The 26150-nt window shown below is 67.9% G+C and carries 17 protein-coding genes and 2 pseudogenes; 10 read left to right on the forward strand and 9 right to left on the reverse strand.

Features of this window, described 5'->3' with window-relative positions; translation table 11 throughout:
- The first annotated feature begins 17 nt into the window (after window positions 1-17).
- A complete protein-coding gene (locus tag CYFUS_RS13565) occupies window positions 18-929 on the forward strand; it encodes a LysR family transcriptional regulator (RefSeq protein ID WP_095985603.1) in 912 nt (303 codons plus the stop codon).
- 42 nt (window positions 930-971) lie between these two features.
- Window positions 972-1190 (forward strand): annotated as a pseudogene (locus CYFUS_RS13570) (sugar transferase); the annotation flags it as partial.
- Between the two features lie 2 nt (window positions 1191-1192).
- Here CYFUS_RS13570 and CYFUS_RS13575 read toward each other — a convergent pair.
- The 3 genes from CYFUS_RS13575 to CYFUS_RS13585 form a co-directional block, all read right to left on the reverse strand.
- Window positions 1193-1576: an NUDIX domain-containing protein gene (locus tag CYFUS_RS13575; protein WP_095985604.1), complete on the reverse strand. Its 384-nt coding sequence runs from the start codon at window positions 1574-1576 to the stop codon at window positions 1193-1195.
- Window positions 1577-1741: 165 nt separating this feature from the next.
- Window positions 1742-8347 (reverse strand): AAA family ATPase, encoded by a 6606-nt coding sequence (locus tag CYFUS_RS13580; RefSeq protein WP_095985605.1) that lies wholly within the window; start codon window positions 8345-8347, stop codon window positions 1742-1744.
- Between the two features lie 207 nt (window positions 8348-8554).
- Complete coding sequence (locus CYFUS_RS13585) at window positions 8555-8797, reverse strand: hypothetical protein (protein ID WP_198316571.1); 243 nt, start codon at window positions 8795-8797, stop codon at window positions 8555-8557.
- On the opposite strand from CYFUS_RS13585, the pseudogene CYFUS_RS54515 reads away from it, so the two are divergent.
- From CYFUS_RS54515 to CYFUS_RS13605, 5 genes and pseudogenes are all read left to right on the forward strand, one after another.
- Window positions 8770-8841: pseudogene (locus CYFUS_RS54515) on the forward strand (hypothetical protein); the annotation flags it as partial. The gene CYFUS_RS13585 and the pseudogene CYFUS_RS54515 sit on opposite strands and share 28 nt — an antisense overlap.
- The gene (locus CYFUS_RS13590; RefSeq protein ID WP_232537542.1) at window positions 8842-9408 is read left to right on the forward strand and encodes a LysR substrate-binding domain-containing protein; all 567 of its coding nucleotides are present in this window, start codon (window positions 8842-8844) and stop codon (window positions 9406-9408) included.
- A gap of 257 nt (window positions 9409-9665) precedes the next feature.
- On the forward strand, window positions 9666-11825 hold the full coding sequence (locus tag CYFUS_RS13595) for an ATP-binding protein (RefSeq protein ID WP_232537543.1): 2160 nt from the start codon (window positions 9666-9668) through the stop codon (window positions 11823-11825).
- Between the two features lie 64 nt (window positions 11826-11889).
- Window positions 11890-12210, forward strand: a complete 321-nt coding sequence (locus tag CYFUS_RS13600; protein WP_095985607.1) for an IS66 family transposase — start codon at window positions 11890-11892, stop codon at window positions 12208-12210.
- Between the two features lie 39 nt (window positions 12211-12249).
- Window positions 12250-12795 carry a DUF2381 family protein gene (locus CYFUS_RS13605; RefSeq protein ID WP_095985608.1) on the forward strand — a complete coding sequence of 182 codons (546 nt, stop codon included), beginning with the start codon at window positions 12250-12252 and terminating at the stop codon, window positions 12793-12795.
- A gap of 27 nt (window positions 12796-12822) precedes the next feature.
- Here CYFUS_RS13605 and CYFUS_RS13610 read toward each other — a convergent pair whose 3' ends face one another.
- The 4 genes from CYFUS_RS13610 to CYFUS_RS13630 all read right to left on the reverse strand — a co-directional run bounded on the left by CYFUS_RS13610 (window position 12823) and on the right by CYFUS_RS13630 (window position 18650).
- Entirely contained in the window at window positions 12823-13578 is a 756-nt protein-coding gene (locus tag CYFUS_RS13610) for a DUF5953 family protein (RefSeq protein WP_095985609.1), read from the reverse strand.
- The gene (locus CYFUS_RS13615) at window positions 13575-14387 is read right to left on the reverse strand and encodes a DUF6310 domain-containing protein (protein WP_332468361.1); all 813 of its coding nucleotides are present in this window, start codon (window positions 14385-14387) and stop codon (window positions 13575-13577) included. Before CYFUS_RS13615 ends, CYFUS_RS13610 begins: the two co-directional genes overlap by 4 nt.
- Before the next feature lie 1065 nt (window positions 14388-15452).
- Window positions 15453-17189, reverse strand: coding sequence for a CotH kinase family protein (locus CYFUS_RS13620; RefSeq protein ID WP_232537544.1), 1737 nt, complete (start codon window positions 17187-17189; stop codon window positions 15453-15455).
- A 219-nt stretch (window positions 17190-17408) separates the two neighbouring features.
- On the reverse strand, window positions 17409-18650 hold the full coding sequence (locus tag CYFUS_RS13630) for a phospholipase D-like domain-containing protein (RefSeq protein WP_232537793.1): 1242 nt from the start codon (window positions 18648-18650) through the stop codon (window positions 17409-17411).
- Window positions 18651-18795: 145 nt separating this feature from the next.
- Between CYFUS_RS13630 and CYFUS_RS13635 the strand changes: the two genes are divergently transcribed.
- A complete protein-coding gene (locus CYFUS_RS13635) occupies window positions 18796-19269 on the forward strand; it encodes a YgaP family membrane protein (protein WP_095991987.1) in 474 nt (157 codons plus the stop codon).
- A 10-nt stretch (window positions 19270-19279) separates the two neighbouring features.
- Here CYFUS_RS13635 and CYFUS_RS13640 read toward each other — a convergent pair whose 3' ends face one another.
- Window positions 19280-22759 (reverse strand): PD40 domain-containing protein, encoded by a 3480-nt coding sequence (locus tag CYFUS_RS13640; protein ID WP_095985613.1) that lies wholly within the window; start codon window positions 22757-22759, stop codon window positions 19280-19282.
- Window positions 22760-22927: 168 nt separating this feature from the next.
- Here CYFUS_RS13640 and CYFUS_RS13645 point away from each other — a divergent pair, with 168 nt between their 5' ends.
- A complete protein-coding gene (locus CYFUS_RS13645) occupies window positions 22928-24373 on the forward strand; it encodes an LVIVD repeat-containing protein (protein WP_198316573.1) in 1446 nt (481 codons plus the stop codon).
- Window positions 24374-24382: 9 nt separating this feature from the next.
- The gene (locus CYFUS_RS13650) at window positions 24383-25483 is read left to right on the forward strand and encodes an EAL domain-containing protein (protein ID WP_095985615.1); all 1101 of its coding nucleotides are present in this window, start codon (window positions 24383-24385) and stop codon (window positions 25481-25483) included.
- A gap of 1 nt (window position 25484) precedes the next feature.
- Here CYFUS_RS13650 and CYFUS_RS13655 read toward each other — a convergent pair whose 3' ends face one another.
- Complete coding sequence (locus CYFUS_RS13655) at window positions 25485-26060, reverse strand: hypothetical protein (RefSeq protein ID WP_095985616.1); 576 nt, start codon at window positions 26058-26060, stop codon at window positions 25485-25487.
- Window positions 26061-26150 lie beyond the last annotated feature (90 nt).

A 26150-nucleotide genomic window follows, 5' to 3' on the forward strand; every position in this document is an offset into this window, starting at 1 on the left:
ATGATTGGAGCCTGCGCATGGACCGACTGCGTGCCTTCGAGGTCTTCACCACGGTGGTCCAGCGCGGCAGCTTCACCCGCGCGGCGGACGCACTGGACACGTCCGCCGCCAACGTCACCCGCTACGTGAACGAATTGGAGCGCCATCTCGGCACCCGCCTGCTCCACCGCACGTCGCGCCATCTCTCGCTCACGGAGAGCGGTCAGGCTCTTCACGAGCACGTGCGCGGCATCCTCGACGACGTGGCCGAGGCCGAGGCGCTAGCCTCCGCGAGCACCGTCCAGGCGCGCGGCAGGTTGCGGCTCAACGCGCCGCTGAGCTTCGGCATCCTCCACCTCGCGCCGCTCTGGCCCCGCTTCATGGCCCTCCATCCCGACGTGGAGCTGGACGTCTCCCTGTCCGACCGGGTGGTCGACCTCGTCGAGGAGGGCTACGACCTCGCCATCCGCATCTCACGCGGGGGCGCCGCCGCCAGCCAGGTCACTCGCCGGCTCTCCACGTCGCGCAACGTGGTCTGTGCCGCTCCCGCCTACCTGGCGCGCGCGGGCAGGCCCAAGCGCCTGGAGGACCTCGCCGCGCATGTCTGCATCGCGTACAGCAACTCGTCGATGGCGGAGGAGTGGCCGCTCACCGACGCGGCCGGCAATACGCGCGTCGTGCGCATGCGCAGCGTGATGCAAGCCAACAACGGCGACACCGTCCGAGCCGCCGCGCTCGCGGGCCGTGGGCTCATCTGGCAGCCCACGTTCCTGATTGGCGATGACCTGCGTGCCGGACGTCTGGTGCGCGTGCTGCCGGACCATGCGCTCCCGGACATCGACATCCTCGCCGTGTATCCCAGCCGTCGGCATCTCAGCGCCAAGGTCCGCCTGATGATCGACTTCCTCGCCGAGCAGTTCCGGGGCACGCCCTCGTGGGACAGGACGTAACCCGCGCGGATGCGCGGCACCCTCCGCGCTGAGACAGGCAAGCCCAAGAAGGTGGCCAAGGACGCCGCCTGGCAGCGCCGCCAGCTGTCGGTGTGCCCGGGCCTCACCTGTATCTGGCAGGTGTCCGGCCGCAACCAGATCTCCTTCGAGGACTGGATGTACCTGGACATGCAGTACATCGACCACTGGAGCCTGAAGGACGACATCAACCTGATCCTCAAGACGGTGCCCGTGGTCATCATCGGCGGCGGTGCGAGCTAGGCTCAGGGGTTCATCCGCAGCCACTCGAGGGCCACCTGCCGCGCGAGCTCCAGGTTCTGGTTGATGTTCTCGGCGAGCTGCCCCAGCTCCTCGTTGGACACGCGGAAGAAGGCCGCTTTAAACCTCCAGTCGGGCTGGCCAGTGCGCACGCTCGCGCCGTAGGTGTCCAGGCTGACGGCCGTCTCCTCCAGGAACTCCCGGCGGGCACCCTGCTCGACGTCCTCCTTCCTCTCGAGCCTCCCGCCCGGGAAGGCCGGGCCTCCCGCTCCATTGAGGCGCACGGGAGCGTCGACCGGCGCGCGACTGAAAAACGCTCCATGCGTGTTCTTCTGGAACATGAGGAAGCGGCCTTCCTCGCTGTGGACGATGGCATAGACCTGGGGCATGGGAGCCTCTTCGAGGGGGATGTGAAGTTCACCCCGGGGTGGAGGGGCGTCCCCGGTTTTGTGAGCCCCGCGCGCTGTCCTCACGTCCTGCCAATGAGCAGGCCCGGGCCGAAGTAGGTGCTGCAAGACCCCAGTCAATGCGTATTCCGGCGAAGTGGAGCACCCCTAACCGGTAACGCCGTCCTCGCCCGGGGCTGATGGAGTCCCGGACCACTTCAGCGAGGACGCGTCCCCGGCCGCCTTCGACAACGGCGTTCGTTGGCTCCCGCTGGCGCTCCGAGGGAACTCGACGAAGAAGGTCGTCCCCACCCCGGGCTCGCTCTCCAGCCAGATTCGCCCGGCGTGTGCCAGGACGATCTCCCGCGCGATGAAGAGCCCGAGGCCGAGCCCACCGTAATTGTGCGAGGCCGCGCGTTCGAACAGCTCGAAGATCCTCGACTGGTCCTCCTTGGGAATCCCGAGCCCGCGATCCTCGACCCGCAACAGCGCCTTGTCTTCCTCGCTCCACACCTTCATCCGGATGGGGTGACGCGCTCCGTACTTCATGGCATTGGTCAGCAGGTTCGTCACCACCTGCTCGAGGCGAAACCTGTCCCACTCTCCAACCACCGATAGCTCGAGCTCCAGTTCGAGCGTGCAGCCGGCTTTCTCGAGCTGCTCGGCGAGGCGCTCCGTGACCTCTCGCGCGACGGCGGAGAGGTCGGTCTCTTCCAAGTGCAGCTCGAGCCGCCCCGTGTTGATACGGGAGACGTCGAGGAGCTGATCGACCAGTTGGACCAACCGCTTCATCTGGGCACCGAAGGTGGCGAGCATGCTCGCCACCTTGCAGCGGAGCTGCGGCTCCAGGAGTTGATGGGCGAGGGCGAGTTCCACCTGCCGGGCGCGCAGCCCCATGGAGGTCAGGGGGGTCTTGAGTTCGTGCGAGGCGATCGACAGGAACTCGTCCCTCACGCGAATGGACTCCTGGGCCTTGCGGTAGAGCAGGGCATTGTCGATGGCGAAGGCCGCTCGGCGTCCCAGCTCCTCCGCCAGGGCCAGGTCGGCCGGACCATGGACCCGGCGCGACCGCGTGGAGAGCAGTGACAGCACGCCGAGGCAACGCCCCCTCGCCCAGAGCGGCACGCAGATGAAGGATTGGCCCTCCAGTCCCTTCAGTGCGTTCCACCGCGCCTCCTCCGGAATGGGCTGCCCCAGGAGCCCGCGCCTTCCCGGGAAGGCCTCCGGCTGGCCGGTGCGGAGCACCTGATGGGGGCCGGTCGAAGCGTTGGCATCCAGGGGATGATGATGGAGGAACTCGCGCACGCGCTCGGCTCGAGCTGGGACGACATCGGCCACCGCCACCGGCCGGCGCTGTCCGCTCTCGTGGAGCGCGAAGACGATGCACAGCTCGGCCAGCCTGGGCACCGCGAGTCCGGCGATGCGCTGGAAGGTGGTTTCGTAGTCGAGCGAGGTCACCAACTCCCTGCTGGCCTCGGCCAGGAAACGCTCCGCCACTTCCATCCGCTTCCGCTCGGTGATGTCCGTGGCGATGGTGCAGATGGCGTGGGGGGCCTCGGCCGCGTCCGCGAGGGGAAACTTGACGGAGAGGTACGTATGCGGGCCGTCTGCCTGGTGCACCTCTTCCTCCCATTCCAGCGGCCTGCCCGCTTCGAGCACCTCGAGATCATGGGCGCGGGACTGCGCCGCCCGCTCCTTCGGAAAGACCTCGCCGTCGCGCTTGCCGATGAGCCGTTCCGGCTTGATTCCGAAGAGGCTCTCGAAGCGCCGGTTGACCAGGAGGAAGTGCCCCTGGGTGTCCTTGATGGAGACGAGCGCGGGAGTGTTGTCGATGATCGACTGGAGCTGGTGCTGGCTTCTGCGCAGCGTCTCCTCCGCCTCCTTGATGTCGGTCACGTCGCTGACGACGACGACCCCGCCTCGCGGGGTGCCCTGGTCGTCCTTGAGCGGGCGGGCGGACACGAGCAGCCACGTCCCCTCCGGCTTCGTGGAGTGGCGCATGAAGAGCTCCACCCTGTCCACGGCCTCGCCCCGGATGGCCCGGGCGAGCGGCAGCTCCTCGGATGGATAGGGGGTGACCTGGTCGTGCAGATAGATGCCGTAGTACTCCGACCATTGCCTGAGGGGCGTGTCGGTCAGACCGATTCCCAGGACCTGCTCCGCCGCCGGATTGAAGAGCACGAGCCGTCCGTGCTCGTCCGCGACCACCACGCCCTCTCCCATGTTCGTGAGGATGGACTGGAGGAGTTGCCTCTCGGCGTGGAGCGCCTGCTCGGAGCGGGCCAGCGCCGCCGCCCGCTCCGAGGCGGCTGCCTCCGCCCGCTCGCGCTCCCTGCTCTCCTCCCGCACTTCGGAATAGAGCCTGGCGTTCTCGAGGGAGATGGCGGCCTGGGCGGCCAGCAGATCGAGCGTCGCCATCCGGTCCTCGGAGAAGGCGTGGCTCGCCAGATCGTTCTCCAGGTACAGGAGCGCCACCAGCGCTCCCTGCCTCAAGATGGGCAGACACAGCGCGGAGCGAGGCAACCGCGAAGCGCCGGAGCCGTCCACGCCGAACAGCGCCGGGGCGGACGAGTCCCCCAGGATGAGTCGCTCCCGGGTCCGCTTCACGTAGTTGACGACGGCTTGGGGCGGAGCCCAGGCCGAGGGCCCCGGAGGGAAGAGCCGGACCACGACCTCTCTCTTGTCGAGCCGCGCCTCGGCGCTGATGGACAGGTCCTCTCCCCGGCGCAGCATCAGCAAGCCCCTCTCGGCACCCGCCTGCTCGATGAGGACGCGCATCAAGGTCTCCAGGAGCCGCTCCAGCACGATCTCACCGGAGATGGCCTGCGAGGCCTTCATCACCGAGAGCAGGTCCAATTGTTCCGTACGCGCCGTGACCGTGGCGGTGATGGGGAGCGCCGGCCGCTCCAGCAGGTTCGGGTAGCGCTCGTCCAGCGTCCGGACCTTCCCGTCGGCCCCCCAGCACTCGTAGCAGGCACGGGCCTTGCGCAGATAGGTGTAGGCGAAGTCCTCGAATCCCCGCTGGAGATAGAACCGGGCGGCCAGCTCGTAGGAGAGGCCCTCGTTCTGGGTGAAGCCGTTGTCCCGCGCCGAGCGGATTGCCTCCTCATACGAGTGCATGGCCTCCAGGTCCCGGCCAAGGAGGCGGGCGATCTCCGCCGACACCAGCGCATGGGTGTTGGAGAAATTCTCCGGACAGTTCGCCGCCCACTCCTGGAGCTGCCGCTGGTGGGTGGCGAGCATCTCCAGGCGACGCGCGCGTTCATCGGGAGGAACCCTGTCATGGCAGGCGGCCAGGGAGAGCGCGGCGTAGAAGTGGTAGTCGTGAACCTGGATGAGTGAGAGGATTGCCCACAGGCGCTTCTTCGCCCGGGACGCCGCCACGAGGGCCTTCTCGTAATCGTCTGACATGAAGAAGGCCTGGAGCTCGAGGATGTGGTACAGGCAGACCCTCATGCTCAGCCGGTTCGCCGACGGCTGGACCTCGAGTTCCTCCCGGTTGATGCTCTCACCCGTGGCGGTCGAGAACCCCTGGGTGAGGCCTCGCATGCTCCGGATGAAGCATTGAATGTTGACGAGGGCCTCTTCGACATCCTGGAACCTGGCCTTGCGCACGTAGTCCAGCCGCACCTCGGTCTCGCGATAGACCTCGCTCAGTGGAACTCCCTGGGAGAGTTGCGCCGCGATGACGTTCTCGCAGCCGTAACAGGAGATGGTGACGTCACCCGTTTCGGTGCCTGTCTGGAACGCGGTCTGGAGATAGCCGAAATCCTCCCGGAGCGGACGGCACCAGTGGGAGATGAACGCCATGGCGTGATTGACCTTGGCTTTGTATGCGAGGAAGTGATGTGTGTCGACGAGGTCGCAGGCCAGCCTTCCGAAGCGGTAGCCGTCCTCGTAGCGGTGGAAGGCGGAGCCCAGGATGAGGCCGAAATAGGCATAACCGTGGGGCGAGGCGTCGGTGGTGCCCTGGCGAAGGCTGATATTCACCATGTGGCACAGGTGGAGGTAGTACAGGTTGTGGTCCGTGAAGTAGGCCGGGGCGAACAAGGTCGACAGCACCCGCATGACGGTCTGTACCTCGGGGTCCATCACGAGGGGCAGACCGAAGAGCTCCTCGATGTGACGGCCGCCCAGGTTCGCCCAGACCTGCTCGTATTCCGCCTCGACCTCACTCCAGTCCGGATGGGGGGTCATGTGGATGCCAAAGAGCGCGAGACACTCCAGGGAGAAGTCGACGGCTCTCGCGTTCTCCGCTCTGGTGACATGGAGTTCGATCAACACGCGATAGACCATGGCCTTGTCGGCCCGCGTCCGGGCCCGCTCGAGGACCCCGATGAGCAGCCGCTCCGCCTCTTCGATGCCGCCACTCAAGAACTCACACTCCGCCAGCTCCTCGTGCAACGCATACGTCAGCGCGTATTGGTCTTCCCAGCAGCGCTCGGAGAGCAGCATCACGCCGGCGGACAGGTACTTGATGGCGGAGCGGTAGGCGGTGGAAGCCTTGGCCTTTCTTCCGGCCTGGAGGTTGAGCGCCGCGAGCCGCTCCTTCTCCTCGAGCGAGACGACTCCGGAGATACCGCGGTTGAGCTGGTCCACCACGTCGAAGATCCTCTCCTCGATTTCCGCTGGTGAGAGCTGGGCCAGCAGGAGGCGGCCACTTCGCAGGTGTACCGTGCTTCGTTGGTCCTCGGGGATGAGTGAATAGGCCGCCTGCTGGACCCGGTCGTGAAGGAATCGATAGGAATCCCCGATGCGCAGCATCAGCCCTTCCTTGACGGCTTCCCACATCTCCCGGTGGAGCTCCTCCTCCGCTTGACCGCGAATCACCGCGAGCAGCCGCGCCTCGATGTGGTCGCCGATACTGGCGGTGAGCATCAACACGTTCTGGGTAGTCACCGGGAGGCGCTTCAGCCTCGCCACCATCAGCTCGACGACGTTGTCCGTATAGCTCTTGGCGCGAATCCGGGCGATGTCCCACCGCCACACCGCCGCCGTTCGATCCAACTCCACCAGACCCTCCTGATAGAGCATCGTCAGGAATTGGGTGACGAAGAAGGGGTTTCCCTGTGTCTTCTCCTGGATGAGCCGGGTCAACGGATGGGTTTGGAATGGCTCCTGATGCAGGGTGTCGGCGACGAGCAGATTGAGGTGCTCGAGCGAGAGCGGCGAGAGGACGAGCTCGTTCACGACCGCCCCCGCCTTGCGGATCTCGCTCAAGGTCAGCATCAAGGGGTGGGAGGAACTGACCTCGTTGTCCCGGTAGGCTCCAATCACCAGGAGGTGCCGGGTCTCCGGATGGGTGATGAGGTGTTGGATCAGCCGGAGGCTGGCGGCATCGGCCCACTGGAGGTCATCCAGGAAAAGAGCCAACGGGTGCTCCTTCCGGGTGAACACCCCCAGGAACTTCTGGAAGACCCGATGGAAGCGGTGCTGCGCCTCGAGCAGCGGCAGTTCCTGGGTGGGTGGCTGCCCGCCGATGATGAGTTCTATCTGGGGAACGATGTCGACGATGAGCTGCCCATCGAGCCCCACGGCCGACTGGAGCCGCTGTCTCCAGTCGGCGATCCGCTCTTCGTCCTCGGTCAGGAGTTGCTGCACGAGTTCGCGGAAGGCCTGGGAGAGCGTGGCGTAGGGGGCGTCACGTTTGAACTGGTCGAACTTGCCCGAGAGGAAGAGCCCCTTCGCCTTCGCGAGGGGCCCGTACAGCTCGCGCACCAGCGAGGACTTGCCGATGCCGGGGTATCCCGAGACGAGCATCAGCCCGGGGGCTCCGCTGGAGACGACTCGCGCCAAGGCGTCCATCAGCGCGGCGACCTCCTCCTCGCGGCCATAGAGCTTCTGCGGAATCAGGAAGCGTTCCGAGACATCATGCGCACCGAGTGGAAAGGGCGCGATGGAACCCCGTGCCTTCCACTGCTCGAGACACCTCTCCAGGTCGGACATCAGCCCCAGCGCGCTCTGGTAGCGCTCCTCGCCCATCTTGGACATCAGCTTGAGGACGATCCGGGAGAGCACCTCGGGGACCGCGGGGATGATGTCGGAGGGGCTCGGTGGAGACCGGGCGACGTGGCAATGGACCCAGCCCAGGAGATCCTCGGCGTGGAAGGGCAAGGTGCCGGTGAGCATCTCGAAGAAGGTGACCCCCAGCGAGTACAGGTCGCTGCGGTAGTCGACGGCCCGGTTCATCCTTCCCGTCTGCTCGGGAGACAGGTAGGGAAGAGAGCCTTCGATGAACCGGGGGTTCTGCACTCCCTGGTACTCACGGGGGAGCAACGAGGCTCCTCCGAGATCCGTGAGCTTCACCTCTCCCGTGTCGGGGTGGACGAGGATGTTGTGGGGCTTGATGTCCCGGTGGGCGACACCGTGGCGATGGAGCTCGGCGAGGGCCTGGGTGATTCGGGTGGCGAGTTCGAGGAAGCGCCCGGGCTCCATGGGAACGCCGAGGAAGTGCGCGAGGGGATGGCCACCAAAGTCTTCCAGGATCAGCACCAACCGATCCCTGTTGCGCTCCAGACTATACGGCCTCACCGCCGCCGCGCCCCCCACCCGCCTCCCCATCTCATACTCACTTCTCAACCGCTCGAGGTCTCGGAGGGTTGGATGCTCGGTGCGAGGCGTCTTGAGGATGACCGGCCGCCCATCCCGTTCCCGTAACGCGCGGAATATGACGGTCGAGGATCCTTCCCGAATCGTTTCGGTGACGGTGTATCCCTGGAGGACCTGCGGACCGAGCGGCATATCAAGACGGTAACAACTCTTCCTGAGCACCATGCCGCGGTGGGCGTGCCGTTGCCCAACAGGGAGGGTCTCGTGCAGGGGGTCCCATCCTCGCGCCCCGCCTGGTCGTGAGCACTCAGGTCCGGGACACGGCCATGGGAAGAGTCCGCAGGCGCTCGCGTTCCTCGGAGGAGAGCGGATCCTCCCCGCGCAGGAAGTGCTCCAGATGCCTCACTCACTCGCCCGCATGAAACGGCGCGGTCATTGGGGGAACCCGGGGATGCCTTCTTTCGCCAGCGCGCGCTCCACGGCCGGGCGCGCGAGCACGCGGCGGGCGTGTGCGCTCCAGGCTGGCAGTCTGGCCACGTCCTCGCCGATGAGCGCGGCCCAGCGCCAGAAAACCAGCAGATACGGGTCCACGATGCTGTAGCCACCGGGCACGGCCCAGTCGCGTCCGTCGGCCAGGATGCGCTCGAATGTGGGGAGCGCTCGGTACCTCCACACCGTCCGTGGTTCGAACGCTGGCGGCGCTGGAGGCGCAGCTCGGCGTGCGGCTGTTCAACAGCACCACGCGGTGCGTGGCACTGACGCCCGAAGGCCAGCGCTATCTCGACGACACACGCGGTGTGCTGGCCGCCTCATCGCTGGTGGCGCTGCCGCTGACGACACTGCGTCACGTGGTGGTGGCCAGCCCGGCCTTGCTCGCGGCACACGGCGCGCCGACGCATCCACGCGCGCTGCGCGGCCTGCCCTGCGTGCGCATATTGCCCCACGGCAGGGTCGGTTGGCATTTCGTCGACGCTGACGGCGCCACGCTGCGGGTGCCGGTGGAGGGCGGTTTCGACGTCAATCACATCGCCACGGCGGTGGAAGCCTGCGTGGCGGGGTTGGGCTTCGGTCAGTTTTTGTCGTACCAGGTGGCAGAGCCACTGCGTGCAGGGCGACTGCGCCTGGTCCTCGCCGACTTCGAGCAGGCACCGCGGCCCGTGCATGTCGTCTATCCCCACGCGCGACTGCTGCCGCTGCGCACCCGGATGTTCGTCGATGCGCTGCGGCGGGCGCTGGCTGGATTTGATCCGCTGGCGGATGTACCCGTGACGCGCAGGTCGGTTTGATCGGCGAGGCGCTCGTCGCCCTGGATTGGATGGCAGGTGCGAGCCTGACCCCGGCGCGAGCACCACCCCAGGGCGCCTGAGGCAGGGCGCCCCGCCTGGGGTACGCCCGGTCTCTCGCTCTCTGGGGTCCCCGGAGTTCTGGACGTGTCCAGCACTCGGGCCTACACATCCGGCACTCCCTCCTGGCGGGCAATTCCCCCACCCGCTCCAGGGGGGAATTCCCGTGGCGGGACTCGTGTCAGTGCCGCCAGCTCTCCATGCCTCTCCCTCCCCGCTCCCGTGCTCCGCTGGCCCGCTCGACGCTCATCAAGATGGGCGTGCGTATCGCGGTGGTCATCGCCCTGACGACCTTCTTCAGCTACCTCCACATGTTCCACACGCTGCGCACCGAGGCGCTCGCGCAGCTGGAGCAGCATGTCTCGGAGCGCAGCCAGCGGGAGGAGGCCATCTTCCTGCTGGCCGAGGACAACCTCGCCGTCCTCAGGAAGGCCCTGGGGGATCGCATCCGGACCCTGGGCCCAGGGGACGTGGGCGCGCGCTTCGACAGTCTGTTCGTGCGGCTGCCCGACGGCTCGGTCCGCAGCCGTCCCGAGAGCTTCGATGGCACGAGGGCGCCAGGCGTCTTCGTCCCCCGGGGCGTCACCCTCGACGAGGACCTGCGCCGCTGGTTGCTGGCCTCCTATGACGTGCTCTCCTGGTACGGGCCCGCCTTCCACGTCCGCTTCACGGACACCTTTGTCACTCTGCCCGGGGGGCCGATCATCCTCTACTGGCCCGAGCGCCCCACCTGGGTCCTCGACGCCGAGCCCGGTTTGATGGTCACCGATCTGGAGTACTTCGCCACCAGCCTGCCCAAGAACAACCCGGAGCGGCGGACGATCTGGTCCGAGCTCTACCTGGATACAGTCAGCGGCAGATCGATGACCTCGGTCACCGCTCCCCTGGACCTCGACGGCCGGCATGTCGCGGCGCTCAGCCAGGACGTGCTCATGGAGGAGCTGAGGGCCCGCACCGTCAACGACCACCTGCCCGGCACGTTCAACGTCATCTTCCGCGAGGACGGCAAGCTCATCGCCCATCCCGAAATGGAAGAGGACCACCTGCGGCGCATCGTCGAGCGGGTGAAGGCCCGTCAGCCCGGGCAGGCCGTGCTGGAGCTGCCGGAGCGTAACCAGTACCTCGCCATGGGACAGCTGCGGGGCCCTGGCTGGAGCTTCGTCACCGTGCTCCCCGAGAGCATCGTGACGAAGCCCGCCCTCCAGGCCGCCCGCTACGTGCTGCTGCTCGGCCTCGTGTCGCTCGTCCTCGAGCTGGCCATCATGGCCTGGGTGCTCAGGCATCAGATCACCCATCCGCTGGTGGCCTTCACCCAGGCCACCGACCGGGTCGCCTCCGGTGACTTCCACGTGGAGTTGGACACCTCGCGCAACGACGAGCTGGGGCAACTGGCCCGCTCCTTCCAGCTCATGGCCGACAAGGTCCAGCAGCGCGAGCAGGCCCTGCGCGAGGCCAACGAGGGCCTGGAGCAGCGCATCGAGGAGCGCACCCGTGAGCTCAAGGAAGTCCACACGCAGCTGGTGCAGTCGGCCCGCCGGGCGGGCATGGCGGAGATCGCCACCAACGTGCTGCACAACGTGGGCAACGTGCTCAACAGCGTCTACACCTCGGCCCAGCTCGCCAAGGAGCGCATGGAGGGCATGCGCCTGGAGCACGTGGACCGCGTGGCCAACCTGCTCCAGGAGCGCCAGTCCGACCTCGGCACCTTCCTCTCCCAGGACGAGCGCGGCAGGAACGTCCTGCCCTTCCTGGGCAAGCTGGGTCAGAACCTGCTCGACGAGCGCCAGGAGATCATCTCCCTGCTCGACGACGTGGGCCGCTACACCGAGCACGTGGGCGACATCGTCAAGGTGCAGCAGAACTACGCGCGCACGCCCCGGCTTCAGGAGCCCGTGCACCTGGCGGGGCTGGTGGAGGACGCGCTGCGCATCAACGCCGCCGGGCTCACCCGCCACCAGGTGAAGGTGGTGCGCCAGCTGGCCGACCTGCCCCCCCTGCTCACCGACAAGCACAAGACGCTGATGATCCTGGTCAACCTGATCAGCAACGCCAAGTACGCCATGGACGAAGTGCCTCCCGCCGAGCGGCTCCTCACCGTGAAGATGGAGCGCACCGCCAACGACCAGGTGCGCATCCAGGTGCATGACAACGGCATGGGCATCGCGCCGGAGATGCTCACCCGCATCTTCCAGTACGGCTTCACCACCCGGCGGGAGGGGCATGGCTTCGGCCTGCACTCCAGCGCCCTGGCGGCCCATGAGATGGAGGGCTCGCTCACCGTCCACAGCGAGGGGCCGGGCCACGGAGCCACCTTCACGCTGGCGCTGCCCTATCTCGCGGCGTCTCAACAGGCGGTGTGACGTTTGGCTGGTCACGAAGTCGCGGTTTGGAATAGAACTCCAAGCAAAGCAAAAGCTGTAGGCGGTGGCACTCTCGCGATGCGAGCTGCTGGGGCAGTGCGAGGCGCTATGGACATTCATGCACCGTGAGGACGTGCCCGCCACCAACAACCATGCGGAGCGGCTGCTGCGCCATATCGTCTGTATGCGCAAGGTGTCCTTCGGCACCAAGAGCCCCGAAGGCAGCCGCTTCATCGAGCGCATTCTCACCGCCGTGACCACACTGCGGTTGCAGAACCGTCCCGTTCTCCCCTTCCTCACTCATGCTGTTGAGTCCTGGCTGCATGGCCACAGCGCGCCCTCTCTGCTGCCCTCTGCTTACCCGCCACTTCATGCTGCTACTTGACGGGCGCCTTCATCCCCTAACGCGTGGACGCGTACGACGGTGCGCTTCGCGGATGGCGCGGCACCGGCGAGCGCGAGCTTTTGGCTTGTGGGCCATGCTGCAAGGGGAACGCGCCGCGTGGAGGTGTTCCGCCAGCCACGCCCGCCTGAGGTGCTCAAGAAAGAGAGGGACGAGGCACAGGCCGAAGCGCGCCGGTGCCAGGAGGACAACGTTCGCTCGTATGTGAGGGAGCAGCCGGCCAACGCGCTGCGGCTCGATGAAGCATGGAGCTACAGCTACACCGGCAAGGGCGAGACCCGCCCGACAAGCGTGGCTGTGCGGCTGGGCCTCTCCAACCCCGGCGCTGAGCCCTGGACGCAGGCGGGGGCTGCGTTGGTGGACTCGACGGGGGAAGAGGTGGAGCTTGCCCGGTGGCAAGAGTCACCCATTCCCGCGAATGGTGCCGGTGCCGTCGTGGTGGGCATAGAGAGGGCGCCCGCGCAGCTCGGCTGCCCCTGTACCCTCAAGCTGTGGGAGGCAGGAGGGCCGCGCACTGTCACTCTCGGGAACGTCACCTTCCAGGTGGTCCACAATGCGGTGCCCTGAGCACGGCCACCGCGAGCCGTGCCGGCCTCAAGGGGCTGCGCGCCCGCCGATCACCGGGAAGCGCTCATAAGCCCGCAGGAGCGCGTCCAGGTGGGTAGGGTTGTCCAGGTCGAGCGGCGCATCGGTGAGCTGCACAACCCACCCTCCCGATGCCGTGCGCCGAGCCCGCGTGAGCAGCTCGGCATCGCGAGCAGGATCCGGGAATCCGATGGCCTTCGCGGCAGCGGCAGACCAGTAGTTCAGCCATCCGAGGTAATAGGGAATCTCGGGCGAGCGGATGTGCTCGAAGAGCTTCAGGGCGGGCAGCCCCCGGCGTGGGGACGGCGGCCCTTCCAGCGTGGGTGCTGTCTGATACGCAATGTCCACCGCGGCGTCGTGTGGCGTCGCACGCCCCCAGAACGCGTGTGTGCCCTCCGCTACGCGCTCCAGCATCTCCGCCGCTGCCGCGATAACCGCCGCATCTAGCGGCAACTTCGCATGGACTTCAAACAGGGCCTGACCGCCAGGGCTGAAGAGTCCCGAGCTTCCCCTCCCCATAACCGTCACGGGGTAACTCTCGTCCCCGTTGCACACAAGAGGGAAGCCCCCGTCCTTAATCTTTTCTACGAGCCACGCGTCGCGCTGTGGCAACGCAGCAAGCCGTCGCCCCCCGGTAACTCGCCACTCTAGACGCAAGCCGGGGAGCGCCTTTTCCATCCCATGAACGGCAGCGAGTGTGCGTTTGTCGTCACCCACGAGCGCAGGCGCGTAGACGGTCAGAACGAGGCGATTTTGGGTGGTCATCGTTTGCATCCCGTGACGACGATCCTGAGGGAGGGAACAACAGCGAGCAGCGCTTCTTTGTGCGCTTGGGTGCTCACCCCAATGATGAAGTCATATCCACACGCCGCCGCAGCTTTTCGCTCCTTTTCTATTTGCTCCAACTCCTTCTCAATCTCCCGATCCCGGATATAGTCAGGATACGTGTCGAATTGATGGGTCTTGATTTCCCACAGCACACGCACGCCGACTTGCAGCGCATCGAAGCTCACGCCGCCCACGAGCACATCCATTCCGGGATAGCGGTTAGGCGGAAACTGATCGGCGCACTTGTTATGCGCGTCATCCTTGCCCGCGTGCGGTTCCGGGATGGGTTCGCACCTGGGGCGATCTCGCTCCGTGACTTCGGGTGGCTCCAGAGGAGGGAAATCCGGCCCTGTTGGCTCCGGCTTGGGCCTTTTTTTCGGCGAGGGCTTCGGCGGGGCAGGCTTCGTTACAGGCACGGGCTTCACTTCTGGCACGGGGCGCGTTACAGGCACGGGCCGCGCTTCCGGCACCGGCCGCGTCTCCGGCAGCGTAGGCGGTGGCCGAACCTGGGGACGGCCCCTCTTCTCCGCGTAAGTATCCAACGCTTCTTTGATGGCGAAGCCCACCACCACAACGCCCGCCACAACTACCGCTCCCACGATGATCTCAGGTGCCGCCAGCACGCAGACCCCGACCCCGAGTCCCATGGCAGCGGCACCCGCAGAGGCAATCGCGCATCTTCCCGTGGGGTCGTGAAACTCGATCCGGTCATGGTCGAGGGCGTGATAGCACCGCTCCGCCAGCACGGGCCAGGGCTCGGAAGCCTCCTGAACGGCGCACCGCCCCCGTCCGTCCAGGGCAGCGTCGCCGCTCGCTGGAGGTTGGCGAGCCTCGGGTCTCGGGCCGCTGACTCTCGGGGGCTCGGCGCTGACGTAGCGCAGGCTGAGACGTAGAGCAGCAGGGCGATGCACGCTCGGAAACGCATGTCGACGTCCTCCAATACATTCAGGACCTGGCGAGTCCTGGTGGGGCCGTTCGCAGCATGCCAGCGCGCTCCGACAGCAACGAACGAGCACGAGCGGAGAGCGGCACACGGCAGCCGCAGTTCGGGCCAGGGGCGAGCGCCAATGCAACCGACATCCCATGCTCGGGCACGGTGCGGGCTCCAGGGCACGAGGTTTCAGCGCCCCGCCTCCCTGGGTCGGGGGCGGGTGCTGACAGCTCCCCGTCCTGGAAGTCACGAAGCGTCTTCCGCAACAGGAGTGAGCAGGCGCCCCAGCTCACAACAGCCGAAACGCGGTCAAGGACGTAACGAGCATGGCAACAACCCCGGGCCAGTGTGGAGGGCAGCAACGGCGCCAGTGTCCGGGGCCCGGCATGTGAGGCTCGGAGCGGTGGGGGTCGCCATGGCACGACGGCGTCCACGGCGGGCACCTTGGGCTCGGTGGGGGCCGCCGGGGGCCTGGCAGGCACTTCGGGCTGGTGGGAGCCTCGGGGCTGGTGGTAGTAGGCTCGAGTATCGTCGCCAGAAGATGGATTCAGGGCTGAAGGGCTCGCCACTCTCGCCCAGTGAGGGGTCCAAGGGGACCAAATCGGACGGACGCGCATGGACTCGCCCGGACAGATGGGCACCCCATTTTCAGAGGGAAAACGGAGGTGGGCCTCTGATCCCGAGGGAAGGCGGATCCGCCGTTAGCGGCTTCGATTCCCGCCGCTTCCAGTAGAGGTTGCTCGCCGCTCTGAGCCGAGCCTGCTCTGTCCTGCTCATCGTGGGAGGCGGTGCGCTCGTGCGCGCGGGCCGTGAGGACACCTTGCCGCGAGGTGTCCTCCCGCCCGTGCTTTGAGGCACGAGCGGGAACTCCCCGGGGTCCTCAGCGCGTCTTCCAGGCTCCATCCTCGGCGCGCTCGTAGTGCTGGCCGTCCGGGAGCTTGCCGTAGAAGAGCGCGTCCTTCAGGCCTGACACGGACTGGCCGTCGAAGAGGCCGAGTTCCCCCTCGGGTGAGAAGGTGAGCCCCAGCTCGGCGGCGGTCAGCCGCATGCGAGCCCCGGGGGCCAGCGTCCTCGCCGCGAGCACGGTGCCCACGCGTTTGCCGGCCTGCTCGCGAGGAGCCGCCGTGGGCTCGGCCTGGAGCAGGGCGGGGATGTTGCGCCGCAGGTTCGTGGTCAGCACCTGTCCAGCCAGATTCACGGGCGTGGTGCCTCGGTTGCGCAGCTCGACCCAGCCGGCCTTCGTGTCCAGCGCCTCCAGCACCACGCCAGGCTCGTGGGCCTCCATGCGCTCGAGTTCCTTCAGGATGAACGCGCGCCGCAGCCGGACGAACTCCTTGATGAACTCATCGCCTTCCTCGAACTTGGCGTGGTCCATATAGGGATCCAGGGCCATGTACGGCGCGATGACCTCGTGCAACTGGTCGATGTAGGGCCCCATGACCTCCATGGTGAAGAGTTCGCGCAGGGCCTTGTCCAGGCGGGCCTCCAGGCGAGAGCGCAGCTCGGGGTTCATCACGATGCGGGTGGCCAGGTTGGAGAAGACGGGCAGGTAGCCCGGGTGGATGCCCTTGCGAGCGCGGTAGCGATTGGCCACCTCGGGGTTGCCCAGGGTGAAGGAGTAGAGCGGCTGATCGTAGATGGGCACCAGGTCCGGGCCGCGTGCCATCTGGTACCACCAGCGCGCGTCCACGTTGTTGAGATCCCACGCGGCGTAGACCCAGCGCTTCGTCACATGGTCGTAGATGAAGTAGCTCTCCGAGTCCTCGATGTAGTTGTTGGCCATCAGCGCGTCCATGACCATGGAGCGCACGTAGCCCTCCAGGTCCATGGCGCGCGCGAGCGCCTGGGGCAGCTCGGGCTCGGGGGTGCGGTTGATGACGGCGAGCACCTGGTCCAGGGCCTCGTGGCCTTCCTTCTTCTCGTTGGTCTTCTTCAGCCAGTCTCCCTGATAGGGCACCTTCCAGGAGCGCGGCTTGAACTCGGTGTCCTTCCAGCCGGCGCGGTAGATGGAGGCGTCCTTGTCCGCGAAGTCATGGGCGCTCAGGAAGGACTTGTTGATCTGCTCGATGTCCAGGAAGACGCCCTCGGGCTTTCCGTTGAGGCTCAGCCGGACGAACTTCACCTTCGCGGCGGGCACCCGCATGGCGGCCAGCAGATCGAAGGCGATCTTCTCCGCCAGCATCGACGCGTCCGAGTAGCCGGCCACGAGGTTGAGCGAGGTGCGCCCCTCGAAGGGCGAGTCCTTCTCGAAGCTCACGTTCCAGCTCTTCTTGGGGAAGTCGCGTGCGGAGGCGCCCCGCAGGCGTGCCTTCACCGGGTAGTCGACGCCCTGGTAGCGGAAGATGGCGTCCTGCTCGGGCGTGTCCTTGTCCGCGTAGAACATCTCCATCACGCCGGGTGGGAAGATGAGCTCATACGCTTGCACGCTCTTCTGCACGGCGGGCAGGACGAAGGGGCGCTGCTCGTCGGGGACGGGCGGAGGTTTGTCCGTCGACGGAGGCGGAGACTCCGTGGGGGGCTCGCCGGTGGAGGGAGGAGGGGGTTGCTCGCTCGGTGGCGGACTTCCTGGCGTGGGTGAGGGCACCTGGAGGGAAGGACGGCCGTTCACCACGGGCATCGGCCCCCTCCCAGGGCCGCACGCGGAGGACACGGAGACCGTGACCAGACAGAAAAGACGCGCGATTTTCATGAACGCGTTGCTTGAGCAAGACGGATGCCGGGTGGTGAAGGCGCGCACCGTCCAATGGCAGACGTCGCGGACCCGGACATGGGAAAAGGCCTTGCCCGAGGAGAACTGAATTTCTCCCGACAGGGCGCTGGGATTCTTGTCCAGGGGTCAGCGGCAGCCCGCGGCCGAGGAGGGGAGCCGGTAGGTGAAGCGCTGGAACCAACCGCGTTCGCGCCACTGCTCCTTGCGGATTTCCACCGCGTGGGTCAGGTCCTGCTCGAAGCTGGTGGCGAGCGAGTGGGCCAGGGGCCCGTCCTCGACGACGAGCGCGCCTTCCTCGAGCAGGGCGCTTGCGTGGGCTTGGAGGTTGGTGGTGCCCACGGCCACGAGGTGGTCGTCCACGAGCATGGTGCGCGACTCCAGGGGAGCGCGTTGGTACTCCCACAGGCGCACCCCGTTCTCCAGCAGCCGCTCGTAGGAGGAGCGCTGCGCGGCGAGCACGCGGGCGGTGGTGTCCGCGCCCTCGAGTCCGGGCACGAGGATGCGCACGTCCACGCCGCTCTTGGCCTTGTGGATGAGCGTGTCCACGGTGGCGGGGGTGGGCACGAAGCACGCGTTGGTGAGCCACAGGCGGTGCTGGGCGGAGGCGAGCAGCACCTGCACCATGCGCTCGGAGTGGCTCAGCGAGGGCGAGCCGGTGCTCGCGATGAAGCCGGCGCGCGCCTCGCCCTGGGAGTCGAGCGGAGGAAAGGCGGACTCGGGCAGCAGCCCGCCGCCGGCCTCGAGCCAGTCCCGGGCGAAGGACTGCTGCAACTGGCGCACGGCGGGGCCCTCGACGTGGACATAGGTGTCGCGGGTGCCGCCGCGAGGGGCCACGGCGCCGAAACCGCCGGTGAGGCCGCCCCGGCCGTCCCGGATGACGAGCTGCCGGTGGTTGCGCGCCTCCAGCCGCGAGTCGGCGAACACCACCTCCTGGCCGATGAAGGGCCGGAAGGCACGCACCTCGCAGCCCGCGCGCACCAGTTGGGACTCCACCTGGTCCTTGAAGGCCGGGCTCTGGAGGGGGTCCACGAGGATGCGGCACTCCACCTCCGGCCGGCGCGCGGCGAGCGCCTGGACGAGCCGCCGTGAGGCGTCGCCGGGCTCCCACCGGGACAACAGCAGGTGGATGGACTCGCGCGCCTCGCGGATTTCCTCCTCGAGAGTGTCGAGGATGCGCTCGTCCTGGACGAGCTCCACCCCATGGCCGGGCCGCAGGCCGATGCCCACGGACTGGTAGAGGGCGAGGGACAGCTCGGGCCCGGAACTGGGCACGTGGTCGCGGACGCGGAGCTGCTCCGGGAAGTCCCGGCGGACGCACGCCGTGCCGCACCACAGGCAGGCGATCAAGAGGCGCGAGAGGGTATTCACGCGGCCCAAGCTAGGCATCCGGGGACGGACTGCGCAGGGGTGGAGGGGAGTCGTGCGAGCGCTGGGGGTCGGCTGGGTATGACCCGCGGGCGCACCCATCTCTACCTTCGAGGGGTAGCGCCTACCCACTGCTGCTGGAGGCACGATGGAATCCTGGAACCAGAATTCGGCCGACGCCGTGCGCGCGCACGCGCCGCGAGAGGTGAACAGCCGCATCGACGCCCAGGTGGAGCGATGCGTGCGGCACATGGCGGAGCAGACGGACCACTCGGTCATCAGCCGCTATCTGGAGGGGCTGGAGAAGGAGTGGGACCTGAACCGGGTGGTGATGGTGGCCGCGTCGGCGGTGTCGCTCCTGGGGTGGGTGATGGCACCACCGCGCGGTGGGGGGTGGCGGGTGGTGGGCGCGGTGGCGTCGGGGCTGCTGTTGCAGCAGGGGGTGTTCGGCTTCGGTCCCCTGTCGCTGCTCGCGCGCCGGCTGGGGGTGCGCACCCGGAGGGAGATCGACCTGGAGAAGTTCGCCCTCAAGGCGCTCCGGGGAGACTTCATGCGGATTCCGCACGAGGGCGGCCCCCTGGCGCGGGCCAACGCCGCGCTGGTGGCCGCCCAGTCCGACTGAGCGCTTGTGGTCAGCGCACGCCTCCGCGCATCGCGTTGAGGCTCACGGGCGGCGCGGGGCCCTGTTTGGTCTGCCTCGTGCCGCCGCGCTGCTTGAACATGTAGCCCTCGAGTCCGGCCAGCCCGATGGAGAACTGCGTCACCCATTTGGTGTCCGGCCGGCCCGCGGCGGCCTTGGTGTCGAACGGGTAGGCGAAGTGCAGGCGCAGCAGGATGGGGCCCAGGCCCACGTTGATGCCCACGGCGGCGTCGAGCACGCGGCGGTCGAACATGTCGCGCAGCGAGCCGCCCACGCCACCCAGGTCGAAGCCCGCCACGCCCATGATGCTGTTGAGGAAGGCGATGCGGATGATGGCGTCGAGCGGCACGCGCAGCTCCAGCGTGGAGTAGAGGTAGTGCTGGCCGAGCAGCCAGTTCGTGTCGCCGAAGGGCACGCCGCGCAGGGTGTCGAAGCTGGAGAGGTAGTAGGAGCGGGCGAAGCGTCCACCGAAGCTCGTGCCCGCGCCGCCGCGCAGCATGAAGTGGGTGCTGCCCAGGGGGATGGGGAAGTAGCGCTCGGCGTCCAGGCGCACGTTGCCGAAGAACTCGCCGTGGAAGGGCTGCACGCCGGCGGTGACTTCCGCCAGGAACGAGGTGCCCGAGGTGGGCACGCCCGTGTAGTGGTAGTGCAGGGTGTTGTAGCCGAAGGCGCCGGACACCTCCGTCTGGAAGCGCAGGCCGGGTTGGCTCTGTTTCCACTGGCTGTAGAGGTCCCCCACGCCGTTGAGCTCCTGCAGGTTGAGGATGAAGGCGGTGGAGGGATCGAGGAAGTACGAGGCGCCGCCGATGTTGAGGTTGGCCTCGAGGAAGGTGAAGGTGCTCAGTGGGTAGCGCGCCAGGCCCGTGGCGCCGAAGAAGCGCTCGCCGGAGATGAGGTAGCTCAGGGGGATCTGCCCCTGGGCGGCCTGCACGAGCGAGCGGTCCACGCGGAAGCGCAGCGACTGGAAGAGGCCGCCGCCCCAGGTGGTGCGCCGCGACTGGTCGACGTAGAGCAGGATGCCATCGGTCAGATCGAAGGAGCCGTACACGGCCACCTGCAGGAGCAGGGCGTGGTTGCGCAGCCGGTCCATGGCCGAGGCGGCCACCTGGCCGTAGAAGCCGCCGCCGCCGCCGCCCGCGAAGCCGAGGATGGGCCCCAGGTCGATGTTCTTCCAGGCGAAGGGGTTGTAGCTCTCGGCGCCCTCGAGCGCGCGCTGGGGCAGGGGGCTGGGCGGGGTGGTGCGGTCCTGTGAGCCCGCGGGCACGGGGATGCTCAGGAGCTGCTGGGCGCGCATCAGGGCGGGTTTGCGCTCTCCGGACAGGTGGAAGAGCGTCCACAGGTTGCCGTCCGGCGCGGGGCTGGGCTCGAAGAGGCCGGTGGCCACGTCGGTCCTGCGCACGATGGAGCCCCCGCCGGTGTACTCGTGCAGGTCCGAGTGGCTCTGGTCATATGCCACGAAGAACAGGCGGCCGTTGGGCAGCACGGTGGGGTCCGCGTGGTCGCGCGCCTCGGTGGTGAGCCGCTCCGGTGGGTTGCCGTTCTCGGGTTTGATCCGGAAGAGGTTGTAGTAGCCGTGCGAGGTGGCGTCCGAGGTGTAGACGATGCCCGCCGCGCCCCAGGTGAGGCTGCGCTCGGCGTAGACGTCGTGGGTGATCTGCTGGGGTTTCGCGTCGGGGCCCTGGTCGAGCGGCAGCACGTACACGTCGCGCGTGCCGCGCTCGTTCAGGCCGATGAAGGCGAGCTGCTTGCCATCCGGCGAGAAGGCCGGAGAGTGGGCGGCGATGAGGCCGTGGCGCTCGAGCGGCCAGGCCACGCGCTCGCCCAGCTCGAAGTCCACCTCGTAGGGGGCTTCCTTGTACAGCCCGGTGGGGTTGTTGATGTAGGCGTTGCGGGTGGGCGGGGCCGCGGTGCCGTCGCGGGTGGCGGCCTTGATGGAGTGCGTGTAGCGCTGGACGTAGAGGATGTCGCGCGCGAGCGCCTCGGCCACGAAGGCGAGCCGGTCATCGGAGAGGGCGAAGTTGCGGCCGAAGACGGGGTGGAGTGACTCGTAGCCCGGCACTCCATCGCCCTGCACCTTGCGGGTGTCCTCGGGCGCGCGGGGGTCCACGAGGATGAGCTGGCTCTCGCCCGTCTCCGGGATGATGCTGCGGTACATGAGGACGCGCCCATCCGGCCGGCTGTTGAGCGCGGTGACGATGCCGCGGCGCTCGCGCAGCAGCTCCACCCCGGGCGTGTTCTGTTCGGACTTGAGGTAGGCGCGGTAGGAGCGCTGCTTGAGCCAGTCCTCGAAGCGCGCGGCGATCGTCTGGGGCGCGTCCCCGGTGAGCAGCTCCAGGAGCCCGTCGAACTCGAGGTGGGGCACCTTGTCCGTGCCGGAGATGAGCTTGGGCGAGTTGTCGAGCACCTTCTGGATGAAGCCCTCGCCGTAGGTGTCCTCGAGGAACTGGCAGCGCGCCTGACCCACCTTGTAGATCCACAGGAAGCCGTAGGGCCCGGGGGACCAGAAGTCGAGGAAGGCGTAGCCGCGCGCCAGGTCCGGGTTGACGAGCAGGTCGCGCACCATCATCTCGCCCTCGGGGTCCAGGCCGCCCTTGGCGTAGAACTCGGCGAGCCCCTCGATGAACCACAGGGGCATGCCGTTGAGCGGATCCCCGCCGACCTTCTCCCGGTCCGCCAGGAAGCGGACCTTCTGGATGGTGAACTGGTGGGCCATCTCGTGGGAGCTGATCTCCCCGAACTGCCGGTGGTCTCCCAGGTAGGGCAGGGTCAGCTCCAGGTTGCCCTGGGTGCTGGTGACGCCCAGCGTGCCCTCGGAGACGGGGGTGATGTTGGTCTGGAGGAACTCCTGGTAGGAGCTGTAGAGGATGTAGGGGAAGGTCTGGGTGGGGACGAACTTGAAGCGGCCGACGAGGTAGCGGTAGGCGTCCTCGAGCTGGGGCGCGGCGTACTGGGCCACCTCCCGTTCGTTCTCGTAGAAGTAGAAGCGCACGCCGCCGCTCTTGTCCCCGAGCGACCGGGCATAGGCGGAGCCGGCGTCGGTGGTGCCTCCATCCGCGCTCGGCAGGAAGATGGGCACGGAGAGCGGGCCCGGGTCGAGGCGGGTTCCCCCATCCTCGGTGGACGCGCCCGCGGTGCCGGGGTCACCGGAGCGGGTGGACCCGGCGCCCTCGGGGAGGAGCTCCTGGGCGGAGTTGCCCGCCGGGTTGTCGCCCGTATTGGTCCGGGGGACGGTGGGCGCGGTGGGCAGGGGTCCGCCCGGGGCGCCGGGGGCCTGCTGGTGGGCCCGGTGGGCCGCGGGGGGCGCCACCCCCTCGGCGTTGGGCCCGACGAGGATGTCCAGGTGCTTCCAGTCGAACTCGTAGGTGTGGACGGGCGAGCGGTACGCCCGGCGAGGGATGACGTAGACCTGGGCGAGCGCCGCCTCGGAGAGGAGCACGCAGAGCAGGGCGGCGATGGGGATGCGTCGATTCAAGAGGGCGACCTCCCGGGTGGGGAGACGGGGGACGGAGGCAAGCTAGCAACCTATCCCATGGAGACGAGTGGCCAACCGAGCGCTTCCGCGCGACTGCTCAGCGTCTTACGTCCCAGGCGGGGGGCGGGGGGCTTTTGTCCGGAGCGTGCGCCCGGTATGGAGAAGTTCATGAACCGTTTACTGGTGGCCATGGCAGGGACCTTGTTCCCCGTGTGGATGGGCTGTGCCAATACGGAGCCGGAGACCCTGGGGTGCGCGTCCGAGGATTTCGACCGCTCGGCGTGTGATGTCCCGGCGGTGAGCGCTGTCAAGGCCGAGGGCATCTGGCAGGCGAACGTGACGCTGGACGGGCTGGACACGCCCGGGGCGCTGCGTCTGCTGTCCGAGGGCCCGTTGATCTTCAACACCCCGCTCAAGGAGCGCCCCGAGGAGGGCGGCCCGTTCTTCCTGTCGAGCGAGTACACGGATTCCTCCGTGCCGCTGCGGCTGGCGCTCTCCGCCTGCCAGGCGCCGACGGCCACGCGCGTGACGGGCGATTTTCGTCGGTGTGTCAACGGTTCGGCGGACCTCAAGGGCACCTTCGAGGCGGTGCGGGTGCAGCGGGTGGCGGGTGAGGACGAGGCCTCGGGGGTGGAGCTGGTGGCGGAGGTGCCCCTGCCGCGGGGCGCGGTGGCGTCGGATGTCTTCGTGTCGGGGGGATACGCCTACGTGACGGCGCATGCGGACGGCCTCTTCGTCTTCGATGTGAGCAACCCGTCGGCGCCCCAGAAGGTCGCGGAGGTGACGCCCACGAAGGACGTCTGGCGGCGGGCGTGGGTGAAGGGCCAGACGCTCTACATCGCGAGCGCCGCCCAGGGTCTGCTCGTCTACGACGTCAGCAACCCGGCGCTGCCCAAGCGGCTGTCGGCGTTGCCGGCGGACGCTCCGGTCGAGGCCTGGGGGCTGTACGAGGACCAGGCGCGGCTCTACGTGATGTCTCCCTCCCCCCGGGCCGAGGTCCTCATCTTCGACCTCCAGCAGGATCCGACCAAGCCCCTGCTGATGAAGCGCTACTTCGTGGAGGACAGCCTCATCAACCAGGGCGAGCTTCCGGTCGAGGGCGTGGTGACGGGCAACCGGCTCTACATGGGTCACTGGCGGTATGGGTTCGCGGTGGCGGACGTGTCCAACCCGAACGCCCCGGTCACCCTGGGGCGCTTCCAGTACGACAAGGCCACCAGCCGTCCGGTGGCGGCCGGTCTCATCGAGGGGCAGACCATTGCCTTCGAGGCCAGTGAGGGCTGGGGCTCGCAGGTGCGCGTGCTGAACGTGACGGATGCCCAGCACATCACCCAGGTGGGACAATTCCAGACGCGACCCCAGTCCACTGTGAGTGCGATGACACTGGTGGGGACCCGGCTGTACGTGGCCTATGCGCAGGACGGCCTGCGCATCCTGGATGTCTCCAACCCCAGTACACCGAGGCAGCAAGCCTACTACAATACGTGGCGGGAGTCGGATCCAGGCCGGGGACGGGCGTTCGTCGATGGGTTGAATGCGGTGAAGGTACCCGGAGACGGTTACCTCTACGCCGCGGAAACGTCACGTGGGTTGCTCGTCCTGCGGGAGCAGTGAGTGAGGCACATGAGCCAGACCGTATTGAAGTCGTGTGAGCGGTGCCAGTCTCTTCCTCAGAAGCAGGAGCTGGAGGGATCGGGCCGCCTCTTCCTCTGGCTCCCGCTGGGCCACAGCTACGGCAAACTGGTGCGCGTGCTGGGCGAGTCCGGCCGGGACTTCCAGCCGCTGCCGCAAGAGCAGTGCGTGACGGTGCGGTTGGAGGGCTCGCAGCTGGGGACGTTCGCGGCGGACGTGCTGGGCGCGTTGACGGACGAGGAGTCGCGCGCCACGCGCGTGCTCTTCGTGCTGGGCGACGCGGAGCCGGGCCTGCGGGACTTTCCGCGGGTGGGCTCGCTGCCGCAGCTGGTCACCATGGCGCGCTCGGGGTGGCTGGTGGACATGCTGGCCGAGAAGCGCATCACCAGCCACTACCAGCCCATCGTGGACGCCAAGGACACGCGGCGCGTGTTCGCCTACGAGGCGCTGATGCGCGGCTTCGAGCCGGACGGGGCGCTGGTGTTCCCGGGCAAGATGCTGACGCTGGCGCGCGACGCGGACCTGCTCTTCCAGTTGGACCTGGCGGCGCGTCTGTCGGCGGTGCGCGAGGCGTCCCGGCTGGGGCTCAAGGTGCCGCTGTTCATCAACTTCACGCCCACGGCCATCTACGATCCGGAGTACTGCCTGCGCTCGACGGTGGCCGCCATCAACGATCTGGGCATCGCGCCGAGCGACGTGGTGTTCGAGATCATCGAGTCGGACCACACGCCCAACGCCAACCACCTCAAGTCGCTCATCGCCTATTACCGGCGCACGGGCTTCCGGGTGGCGCTGGATGACCTGGGGGCGGGCTACTCGTCGCTCAACCTCATCCACCAGCTGCGTCCGGACATCATGAAGCTGGACATGGAGCTCATCCGGGGCATCCACCAGGATCCCTACAAGGCCTCCATCACGCGCAAGCTGCTGGAACTCGCGCAGCAGCTCGGCATCCTCACGGTGGCCGAGGGCATCGAGACGCCCGAGGAGCTGCGGTGGGTGCGCGCGCACGGGGTGGACTTCGTGCAGGGCTACCTCATCGCCAGGCCGGCGAGCCCGCCCGTGTCCATCACCCCCCACTTCGGGGATTGAGTCAGGGCTCGAGCGCGGGCAGCCGCGTCTGGTCGAGGTTCATCCTCCAGGCCGCTCGTAGCTCGTCGCCGGCGAAGAAGAGCTGGAGTCGCGCCGCGTCGGGATTGCGCTGCGCGACGGAGTCCTCGAGCGTGCCGAGCCGCTGGAGCACGCTCTGGATGAGCCGGGCGCTCTCGCCCCGGCCGATGTCCGCGGTGCTGGCGAGCGCATCGGACAGCTCGCGCTGGGCGGAGACGACGGCCGGACCGATGGGATCCTCCCCCGCCTCGAGGAGTCGATCCAGGGTGGCGAGCCACTCCTGACCCCGCGCCAGGCTCTCCAGGCCCTGCTGCCGCAGTTGCTCGGCCTGCTGGCGTGCCGCCTGTTCCCCGACGCGCTCCTGCTCGAGCGTGTCCAGGCGTGCCTGGGTCTGCTGGGTGCGCTCCTCGTCCTGGATCTGGAGCAGCTCCAGTCGCGCGCGCAGCTCGTCCAGTTGGGCGGCCTGCAAGGCGCTCGTGGCTTCCTCCTCGGTGGGTTCGGTGGCGGGCGCCGTCTGGCCGAGCAGCCAGGAGAGGGAGAGTGCGATCAATCCGTTCATGGCGTTGAACCTGTCCATTCCTGGAGGGGTGGGGACGGAAGGGGCGGGGAGCCCCCCGCGCCATGGCCTCCCGGGCGGGCGGCCAGGCGG

The sequence above is a fragment of the Cystobacter fuscus genome (assembly GCF_002305875.1).
GTDB lineage: Bacteria > Myxococcota > Myxococcia > Myxococcales > Myxococcaceae > Cystobacter > Cystobacter fuscus_A.

Coding starts and splice junctions, on each gene's coding strand:
- CYFUS_RS13565 (WP_095985603.1), top strand. CDS start 18: ATGGACCGACTGCGTGCCTTCGAGGTCTTCACCACGGTGGTCCAGCGC.
- CYFUS_RS13575 (WP_095985604.1), bottom strand. CDS start 1,576: ATGCCCCAGGTCTATGCCATCGTCCACAGCGAGGAAGGCCGCTTCCTC.
- CYFUS_RS13580 (WP_095985605.1), bottom strand. CDS start 8,347: ATGGTGCTCAGGAAGAGTTGTTACCGTCTTGATATGCCGCTCGGTCCG.
- CYFUS_RS13595 (WP_232537543.1), top strand. CDS start 9,666: ATGCCTCTCCCTCCCCGCTCCCGTGCTCCGCTGGCCCGCTCGACGCTC.
- CYFUS_RS13610 (WP_095985609.1), bottom strand. CDS start 13,578: ATGACCACCCAAAATCGCCTCGTTCTGACCGTCTACGCGCCTGCGCTC.
- CYFUS_RS13620 (WP_232537544.1), bottom strand. CDS start 17,189: ATGCCCGTGGTGAACGGCCGTCCTTCCCTCCAGGTGCCCTCACCCACG.
- CYFUS_RS13635 (WP_095991987.1), top strand. CDS start 18,796: ATGGAATCCTGGAACCAGAATTCGGCCGACGCCGTGCGCGCGCACGCG.
- CYFUS_RS13645 (WP_198316573.1), top strand. CDS start 22,928: ATGAACCGTTTACTGGTGGCCATGGCAGGGACCTTGTTCCCCGTGTGG.
- CYFUS_RS13650 (WP_095985615.1), top strand. CDS start 24,383: ATGAGCCAGACCGTATTGAAGTCGTGTGAGCGGTGCCAGTCTCTTCCT.
- CYFUS_RS13655 (WP_095985616.1), bottom strand. CDS start 26,060: ATGAACGGATTGATCGCACTCTCCCTCTCCTGGCTGCTCGGCCAGACG.